This window comes from Terribacillus sp. FSL K6-0262, from assembly GCF_037977385.1.
Taxonomy (GTDB): Bacteria; Bacillota; Bacilli; order Bacillales; family Amphibacillaceae; genus Terribacillus.
This window is the reverse complement of record NZ_CP150277.1, coordinates 249822-258291: the sequence shown is the minus strand read 5'-3', so window position 1 is coordinate 258291 and position 8470 is coordinate 249822. Positions and strand designations below refer to the sequence as shown.

The following is an 8470-nucleotide window of genomic DNA, read 5'->3' as shown; positions in this document are numbered from 1 at the left end:
GGTGCAGATATGCATCCTTTTTTTATTGGTTATGGTAGTCTGGTAGAAAAGGATGTGAGCAAGATGACAGCATTTCAGAACTCATTAGAACAAAAACTGATTGAAGCAAGGCGTACGCTGCATCGATTTCCTGAGTTGTCACACGAGGAATACAAAACGACGGAGCGTATACGCAGATGGCTGGAGGAAGCAGGGATTGATATTCTCGATACTTCACTTGAAACAGGTGTGGTAGCACAGATTGCTGGTAAACCTGGTCCGGTGATCGCACTGCGAGCAGACATCGATGCATTGCCGATTCAGGAAGAAGCAGAGGAGACTTTTCGTTCGGTCCATCCAGGTGTCATGCATGCTTGCGGTCATGATTTTCATACAGCTGTCATGCTGGGAGCAGCTTTATTGCTGAAGGAACAGCAGGAGGAGCTGGAAGGTACGGTGAAAATTATTTTTCAGCCAGCCGAAGAAACCGCCACCGGTGCTCAAGCAGTTTTACAAACTGGTGTGCTGGATGATGTACAAGCTATATTCGGCTTACATAATGATCCTCACTTGGCATTGGGAGAGCTTGGCACAAAACCAGGTATTCTGTCAGCCGCTGTCGATCGGTTCCGAATCACCATCACTGGAAAAGGAGCCCATGCTGCCAGACCTCATCTTGGCACGGATCCGATTATTGTGGGGATGGATATCATCCATCGTCTCCAGACTCTGGTCAGCAGACAAATACCCGCTACCGAAAGCGGCGTGATAAGTGTAACGCAGTTCCATAGCGGCTCCACCTGGAATGTCATTCCGGAAACAGCCTTTCTTGAAGGAACAGTACGGACATTCAATAAAGATGTCCGCTCTGAGATTCGAAAGCAGATGGATCTGCTCGTCAGATATGAGGCGGCTTCTCATGGTGCTGAAGCAGAACTGGATTATCAAGCAGGCCCGCCATCGGTCGATAACGATCCGGCATGGACGGAATTCCTGATGGAGAAAGCAAAGTCAAATGGCTATAAAGTGACTGTGTTAGAGCCTTCTGCAGGAGGAGAAGACTTTTCTTTTTACCAGGAAAAAATCAAAGGAGCATTTGTGCGGATAGGCGTGGAACAGGAATATGGCCTCCATCATGCACGATATACATTACAAGAAGCTGCTTTGCTTCCGGCAGCTCGGTATTTCGCTGGAATTGCGCCAGAGGCATTGAAGCGAATTTTATCCGAATAGGAGGCAGGACTTATGGAATTCCAAGAAATCACACAGATCGAACCATGTAAAGAAGAACTGGCAAGTCTGTTCCAAACTGTTGTCGCTGACGGTGCATCGATGAATTACTTGCATCCGATGAGCAAAGAGACTGCTTTGAACTATTGGAAGTCAGTGCTATCGGAACATGTCCGTCTGTTCATCGCTTTGCTTGACGGCCGAATCGCCGGGACTGTCCAACTCCATTACAGCGATAAGGAAAACGGGCAGCATCGGGCGGAAATTGCCAAATTGATGACAAGTCCGAAAGCGAGAAGGAAAGGCGTTGCCAGGAATCTTTTGCAGCATGCGGAGCAAGTGGCGAAGCAAGATGGCAAGACCTTGCTCTTGCTTGATACGGAAAAAGAGGGACCTGCCAATAAGCTTTATAAGTCGGAGGGGTATGTATTGTTTGGGGAAGTGCCGGATTTTGCACAGGATGCATACGGTACATATCTGGCCGGCAACTTTTATTACAAGATAATAAAATACGGAAGTGCGCTGTCAGAGCGCACTTCCTTATTTATTTGCCAATCGTTTTACGAGATTCTCCTCCGGCGTGACGTATAATGTCTTCTGCTGGTCATATGTCACGAAACCAGGCTTGGCGCCATTCGGTTTCTTCACATGCCGAATCTTTGTGTAGTCGACAGGCACAGAGGAGGAAAGTCTGGATTTACTGAACCACGCAGCCAGTTTAGCTGCTTCTTCCAACGTTTCCTCGGACGGTTCTGCAGAGCGGATCACCACATGGGAACCTGGGATATCCTTCGTATGAAGCCAAGTATCTTGCTTGTTTGCAAGCTTCATCGTCAAATATTCATTCTGCTTGTTATTGTGTCCCACAAGTATGGTCGTACCGTCGGTTGCAGTGTATGTTTCCGGTTCTGGAAGGTTTGATTTCTTGTTTTTCTTCTGCTGCGTTTTTGCTTTCAGATAACCTTGCTCCCGCAACTCCTCCCGGATCTCCTCGACATCCTGCTCCCGGGCGCCTTCGACCTGCTGGATCAGCTGATCCAGATAGTCGATTTCCGCATTCGTTTTTTCCAGCTCCAATTCGACCATCGTACGCGATTTCTTCAGCTTGTTATACTGTTTGAAATAGCTTTGGGCGTTTTCGCTCGGTGTTTTATGCGGGTTTAGTGCAATGGTGAGCTGCTTTTGTTCCGGATCATAATAATCCGTGACGACAGCTTCGGTATCACCTTGCTTGATTTGATGCATATGGGCTGTGAGCAATTCTCCCTTACGCTGATAGATGTCCGCTTCTTCGGCTTTTTTCAGCGTATTCTCGTGGATGCTGAGCTTGCGGATGTTCTTTTCCCGTTCATTTTTCAGGAAGCGGATCAAGTCGCCTGCCTGCTGTTTGACCCGGTCGCGTTCTGCTTTTCCGGAGTAGAAGCTGTCGATAAGCTCGCTCATCGAATCATAATGTTCCCGGCTGCCTTCGATGGAAGTGAGATCCATGACATAAAAGTCTTCTTTTTTGCCTTTGAAATAAGTAGGCTCATAATCATCCTGCTTAAGCTTTTCGAAGAATCCGGCGAAAACTTCCGCATATTTTTCTGTATCGCCCATATAGGCCCGTTCTGCGAGTTCATTGGCCAAAACAGGAGATACGCCTTGCAGCAGGTTCAAAATCTGTTTGTTCATTTTCCCTGCATTGAAGTCCAGCTTCCGAGCAAACTCGGCGGCTTCCAGCTTAAATGGATTCAGCTTTTCCTGACTCGGCGGCAGTTTGTATGTCTGCCCCGGCAGGATGGTGCGGTGCCGGTTCACACTGGAGGATATATGTTTGATGCTGTCGATGATCATGTCCGTTTCGTTATCGACCAGCATGATGTTGCTATGCTTTCCCATCACTTCCATGATGATCCGCTTGGATGTCGTGTCTCCAAGCTCGTCCTTGCTGACAAAGCTCAGCTGGAGGATCCGTTCGTTCTCATATTGCTCCACTTTTTCCAGGAATCCGCCTGCCAGATGCTTTCTTAGAAGCATGCAGAACATTGGCGGGTTCTGCGGATTTTGGTAAGTATCGTCTGTGATATGCACACGTGCATAGCTCGGATGCGCCGATAGGACCAGTGCGTGATTCTTCCCTTGACTGCGGAAGGTGAGCACGATTTCTGTATCGGTCGGCTGGTATATTTTTGATAAACGGCCAGTTGCCAATGTGTCGTGGAGCTCCTTGGCCATTGCCCTGGTTACGATTCCGTCAAATGCCATAATGTTTCACCTCATTCTCTGCTAGTATAGCATTTTATCGGACAAGCACGCATACATTTACTTTAGAAATAAGGGTGGAGGTATGCAATGTGCGATGGTATCAGATTTCAGCAGATGAAACAGCTGAACAAACAAATTCCGATCCTCACAAAGGACTTAGCACAAAAGAAGTACAGCAGCGGCTGAAGCGGGACGGAAGGAATGAATGGAAAGAAGAGAAAGGCATTTCGCAGCTTGCGCTGTTCTTTGGACAATTCAAGGACTTCATGGTTCTGGTGCTGCTTGTTGCGACAGTCATTTCAGGTATGCTGGGCGAGTATATCGATAGTATCGCCATCCTGCTGATCGTCGTGCTGAACGCGCTGATCGGTTTTTTCCAGGAAAGGAATGCCGAGAAGTCACTCAGCAAGCTGAAGGAATTGAATGCACCGATGGCCAGGGTGCTGCGTGATGGACAATGGGAAAAAATTTCGTCCGCTGAACTGGTGGTCGGTGATATTGTATCGCTGTCGGCGGGCGACCGTGTGCCTGCTGACCTGCGCTTGGTTTCCGTGACAAGCTTGGAAACGGAGGAATCAGCCCTTACCGGGGAATCGCTGCCGGTAGCCAAGGTGACGGAGAAACTCGACTCTGACCAGCTGGGGCCTCAGGATCAGCTGAATATCGCCTTCATGAGCACGCTTGTCACAAGGGGAAGCGGTACCGGCATTGTCATTGGGACAGGCTCCGATACGGCTGTCGGTCAAATAGCTGAAATGCTTGTAGACACGAAACGTAAGCAGACGCCGCTGGAAAGAAGGCTGGAAAAGCTGGGGAAGGTCTTGATCGTCATCGCCTTGCTCCTGACAGCTTTGACCGTCTTGGCAGGCGTCTACCGCGGCAATCCTGTATACGAGATGCTGCTTGCCGGCGTATCCCTTGCGGTTGCTGTCATTCCGGAAGGTCTTCCGGCAATCGTGACCGTCGCCCTCTCGCTCGGCGTACAGCGAATGATCAAGCAGAAGGCAATCGTCAGACGATTATCCGCAGTGGAAACCCTCGGCTCCGCTACGGTGATCTGTTCAGATAAAACCGGGACACTCACCGAAAACCAAATGACGGTCAAGGAGATTTACCTGGATGGAAATACGTACACGGTCACTGGGGATGGCTATGATCCATCTGGCGGTTTTTACCGGGATGGAAAAGATTCAAAGGAGGAAACTTTGTATCAATTCCTTCGATATGGCGTATTATCAAGCCATGCCAAGGTATTCCGGAAAAAGAAACGCTGGATGATCGATGGTGATCCGACTGAAGGTGCATTGGTTGTCGCTGGCAAGAAAGCAGGAATCGAGGAAGACAAGCTTTCCGGTTATGAAATCGTGCATGAAATACCTTTTGATTCCAAACGCAAACGGATGACCGTCTTGGTAAGGAATCCAGAAGGCAACCTGGTTGCAATCACCAAGGGAGCGCCGGATATTTTAATCGAAAAAGCCGCATATCACAGAACGGAGAAAAAGCTGCTTGCCGACAAAGATAAGAAGGAATTATATCAAGCTGTCGATCAAATGGCAGCCAAAGCGCTTCGGACGATTGCTATCTGTGTCCGCCATTTCCCGGCAGGCTACGAACCGAAAGAAGAAGAGCTGGAAAAAGAAATGATCTTCATCGGGATGAACGGTTTGATCGATCCGCCGCGCAAGGAAGCAAGGGATGCCATCATCGATTGCCGCAAAGCCGGCATCAAAACGATCATGATCACAGGGGATCATGTCAAAACGGCAACGGCGATTGCCAATATGCTGCACATCCTGCCGCCTGGCGGAAAGGTGGTGGAGGGGAAGGACCTGGATCATATGTCAGACGAAGAGCTGCAGGCAGATGTGGATAAAATGTATGTGTTCGCCCGGGTTACGCCGGAGCATAAGCTAAGGATTGTCCAAGCTTTGCAAAAGGTGGGCCATATCGTTGCCATGACTGGGGACGGTGTCAATGATGCGCCGGCAATCAAAGCCAGTGATATCGGCATCAGCATGGGTGTGACGGGTACGGATGTATCCAAGGAGGCAAGCGCGCTGGTATTGATGGATGATAACTTTGCCACGATCAAAGCAGCTATCAAGGAAGGACGCACAATCTACTCCAATATAAGGAAGTTTGTACGTTACCTGCTGGCCTCCAATGTAGGTGAGATCCTGGTCATGCTGTTTGCCATGATTCTGGCATTGCCGATGCCGCTTGTCCCTATCCAGATCTTATGGGTGAACTTGGTGACGGATGGTCTGCCGGCTATTGCCCTTGGTATGGACAAAGCGGAGGATGAAGTGATGAAACAAAAGCCGCGCCATCCGAATGAAGGGGTGTTTGCCAGAGGGCTGGGGACGAAAATCGTCACTCGCGGTATTTTGATCGGATCGGTTACCATCATTGCTTTCATGCTGATGTATCAAGGAGATCCGGAAAGACTCATTTATGCACAGACAGCAGCGTTCGCTACATTGGTAATGGCACAGCTGATCCATGTTTTTGACTGCCGGAGTGAAAAATCGGTATTCGCTCGTAATCCTTTGGGGAATGTCTGGCTTATCGGAGCCGTTCTTTCCTCCATCATTCTCTTGCTCGCCGTCATCTACGTCAGTCCGCTGCAGCCGATTTTCCATACGACAGATCTGCTCATGCGTGACTGGATGCTGATTTTGTCCCTTAGTGCAGTGCCGACTGTTTTATTTGGTTTTATTAAAAGATAAGTCCATCGGGCATGCTGTTGATCCGGACAGCATGCTTTTTTTTTGGTTCGTTGCTGAAGCAGGACAAACAGGCTGGATTTTGATACACTGTGACTACCAAAAAGCCGGAGGGATCAGCTTGACTAAAAGTATGACAGGATATGGAAGAGGTACAGCGTCCGGAAGCAGCCTGACGGTTACAGCCGAGTTGAAGAGTGTCAACTCCAGATATCTGGATATCAAATGCAAGCTGCCGAAAGCGGCTGCTTTTTTAGAGACAGCTGTGAAGGAGCGGCTGCAGGAAAACGTCAGCAGGGGGAAGCTGGAGCTGTCAGTGGATGTGGAAGGCGGGGCATTGAAAAAACGTGAAATATCCATTGACTGGGAATTGGCGGAGGCTTATATGGTTAAGCTGAAGGCTATAAGATCCGCTTTTGATTTGCGTGGCGAAATCAGCCTCGACACACTGCTTTTGCAATCGGAGGATATCCTTGTGGAAGAAGCGCAGCCCGAACTGACAGAACTGCCTGATTTGGTCGGCCAGGCGCTGGATGAAGCACTGGAAGCTTTCCTATCGATGCGTACGACAGAGGGAACTGCTTTGGCAAGTGATATCCGAAACAGGATGTCTGCCATTCAAGCGATGCTGAAACAGCTGACAGAGCTGCGTCCCCAAGTGATGGATGCATATAGGCAGCGCATCCAGGACCGGATTGCAAGCTATGTTGACGGCGCACTACCGGAAACAAGCCGCCTGCATCAGGAGATCGCACTGCTTGCTGAAAAAGGCGATATAACAGAGGAGCTCATTCGCCTGGAGAGTCACCTGGATCAGCTTGCTGCAAACCTGGAGAAGGAGGGGGCGGTCGGCAGGACATGTGATTTCATCCTGCAGGAAATGCAGCGGGAAGTGAATACGATCGGTTCCAAGTCGACTGCCTCTTCCATCAGTATAATCGTTGTCAGCCTGAAATCGGAGCTGGAGAAAATAAAAGAGCAAGTGCAAAATATAGAATAGTATTGAGTTTATGCATGAGTATACTTATAATATATAGGATAGTCTCATTAAGTAGAATGAGTATGTTTTATTTAATGATAAAGGTAAAATAATTATAATCATCCCTCTGTTTGATGGAGAGATCATTATAATTATTTTGCAGCGCCAGTCAAAAGAGCAGTACAGCAGGAAGGGAGAAGCATGATGAGTCTGAAATTGATCAATATCGGGTTCGGAAATGTCGTTTCTGCAACCAGGATTATCTCGATAGTTTCTCCTGAATCGGCTCCCATCAAGCGCATCATCACGGTCGCCCGTGATGCGAATAAGCTGGTGGATGCTACATATGGTCGGCGAACAAGAGCTGTCATCATCACTGATAGTGATCACGTCATCCTTTCGGCAGTACAGCCTGAAACGGTGGGACAGCGTGTCCTGCGTGACGATGAACTATCTGAGGAATAGCTAGGAGGAAGCACATGATTGAACAGAAAGGAATCCTTTTCATCCTGTCCGGACCTTCCGGTGTCGGAAAAGGGACAGTAAGGAAGGCTTTATTCGAACAGGACACACATCTTCGCTACTCAATCAGCATGACAACCAGGAACATGCGGCCGGGCGAACAAGATGGGGTGGACTATTTCTATAAATCGAAGGAAGAATTCGAGGGGCTGATCGAACAGAATAAGCTCCTGGAATACGCGAAGTATGTGGATAACTATTATGGCACTCCGCGTGATTATGTAGAAGAGACATTGGAGGCAGGCCATGATGTCTTCCTTGAAATCGAGGTCCAGGGTGCGCTTCAGGTGAAAGAGAACTTCCCTCAGGGCGTTTTCATTTTCCTCATTCCGCCGAGTCTCGAGGAATTGAAAAACCGCATCGTCGGCCGAGGTACGGAAACACCGGATCTTGTGAAGAATCGTTTGAATGCAGCCCGGGATGAAATCGAGATGATGGATGCATATGATTATGTCGTCGTCAATGATCAGCTGGACAATGCCGTGTCGAAAATCCAGTCCATCGTCCAGAGCGAACATTGCAAACGCGAGCGTGTCGCAAAAGAATACAAGAAAGCATTGGAGGTAAATTGATATGATGCTAGAACCGTCTATCGATAAACTACAGGAAAAAATCAATTCTAAATACACTTTGGTTACTTTGTCATCGCAGCGTGCACGTCAGCTGCAGGAGACGAAAACAACGAAGATTGCAAACCCGAAATCGCATAAATATGTTGGTATTGCCCTGGAAGAAATTCAAGCTGACCAATTGGAATATACAGAAGAATAAACGGTGAGGATGC

The 8470-nt window shown here is 48.5% G+C and carries 8 protein-coding genes; 7 read left to right on the top strand and 1 reads right to left on the bottom strand.

What is annotated here, in order from left to right; genetic code table 11:
• Positions 1–63: 63 nt before the first annotated feature.
• Together MHI54_RS01275 and MHI54_RS01270 are read left to right on the top strand one after the other, a co-directional pair.
• On the top strand, positions 64–1212 hold the full coding sequence (locus MHI54_RS01275) for an amidohydrolase (RefSeq protein ID WP_340082143.1): 1149 nt from the start codon (positions 64–66) through the stop codon (positions 1210–1212).
• 12 nt (positions 1213–1224) lie between these two features.
• Positions 1225–1800 carry a GNAT family N-acetyltransferase gene (locus MHI54_RS01270; protein WP_340082142.1) on the top strand — a complete coding sequence of 192 codons (576 nt, stop codon included), beginning with the start codon at positions 1225–1227 and terminating at the stop codon, positions 1798–1800.
• Here the strand turns inward: MHI54_RS01270 and MHI54_RS01265 are convergent.
• Positions 1750–3456: an NFACT RNA binding domain-containing protein gene (locus tag MHI54_RS01265; protein ID WP_095214648.1), complete on the bottom strand. Its 1707-nt coding sequence runs from the start codon at positions 3454–3456 to the stop codon at positions 1750–1752. The genes MHI54_RS01270 and MHI54_RS01265 overlap by 51 nt on opposite strands.
• An 89-nt stretch (positions 3457–3545) precedes the next feature.
• Between MHI54_RS01265 and MHI54_RS01260 the strand changes: the two genes are divergently transcribed.
• From MHI54_RS01260 to rpoZ, 5 genes are all read left to right on the top strand, one after another.
• Entirely contained in the window at positions 3546–6188 is a 2643-nt protein-coding gene (locus MHI54_RS01260) for a cation-translocating P-type ATPase (RefSeq protein WP_340082141.1), read from the top strand.
• A 118-nt stretch (positions 6189–6306) separates the two neighbouring features.
• Positions 6307–7185 (top strand): YicC/YloC family endoribonuclease, encoded by an 879-nt coding sequence (locus tag MHI54_RS01255; RefSeq protein ID WP_158221467.1) that lies wholly within the window; start codon positions 6307–6309, stop codon positions 7183–7185.
• Positions 7186–7368: 183 nt separating this feature from the next.
• Positions 7369–7629, top strand: a complete 261-nt coding sequence (locus tag MHI54_RS01250) for a DUF370 domain-containing protein (RefSeq protein ID WP_093726648.1) — start codon at positions 7369–7371, stop codon at positions 7627–7629.
• A 14-nt stretch (positions 7630–7643) separates the two neighbouring features.
• Positions 7644–8258: a guanylate kinase gene (gmk, locus tag MHI54_RS01245; RefSeq protein WP_095214651.1), complete on the top strand. Its 615-nt coding sequence runs from the start codon at positions 7644–7646 to the stop codon at positions 8256–8258.
• Between the two features lies 1 nt (position 8259).
• Complete coding sequence (gene rpoZ, locus MHI54_RS01240; RefSeq protein WP_095214652.1) at positions 8260–8457, top strand: DNA-directed RNA polymerase subunit omega; 198 nt, start codon at positions 8260–8262, stop codon at positions 8455–8457.
• The last annotated feature ends 13 nt before the right edge of the window (positions 8458–8470 follow it).